The sequence below is a fragment of the Pseudanabaena sp. BC1403 genome (genome assembly GCF_002914585.1).
Classification (GTDB): Bacteria; Cyanobacteriota; Cyanobacteriia; order Pseudanabaenales; family Pseudanabaenaceae; genus Pseudanabaena.
In genome coordinates this window covers 1-254 of sequence record NZ_PDDM01000088.1, presented here as the reverse complement: position 1 = coordinate 254, position 254 = coordinate 1, and the positions used below count along the sequence as shown (strand labels likewise).

The following is a 254-nucleotide window of genomic DNA, read 5'->3' as shown; positions in this document are numbered from 1 at the left end:
CCCCCCCACTGCCGTGGCCGATCCGGGGCTCGTGATGGAAATCCAGCGCGGCCTCACCAACATGGCTTTCAGCAATGTCAGCATTGATGGCATAGCCGGCGAGGAAACCCGCTCAGCCATCCGCCGTTTCGAACGCCACTATGATCTGCCCGTCACCGGCGAGCCCAGCATCGCGGTGTTGAAGAAACTGAAGCTGATCGGCGCCCTCTGAGTTCTGAGCCGGCATCAATCCTGCCATGGCAGCAGGGAACAGC

The 254-nt window shown here is 61.8% G+C and carries 1 protein-coding gene; it reads left to right on the top strand.

Annotated elements, in window-relative coordinates:
- Nucleotides 1-211, top strand: a 211-nt coding sequence (locus CQ839_RS24695) for a peptidoglycan-binding domain-containing protein (protein ID WP_146048823.1), incomplete at its 5' end; no start/stop codon positions are given.
- Nucleotides 212-254: the final 43 nt, after the last annotated feature.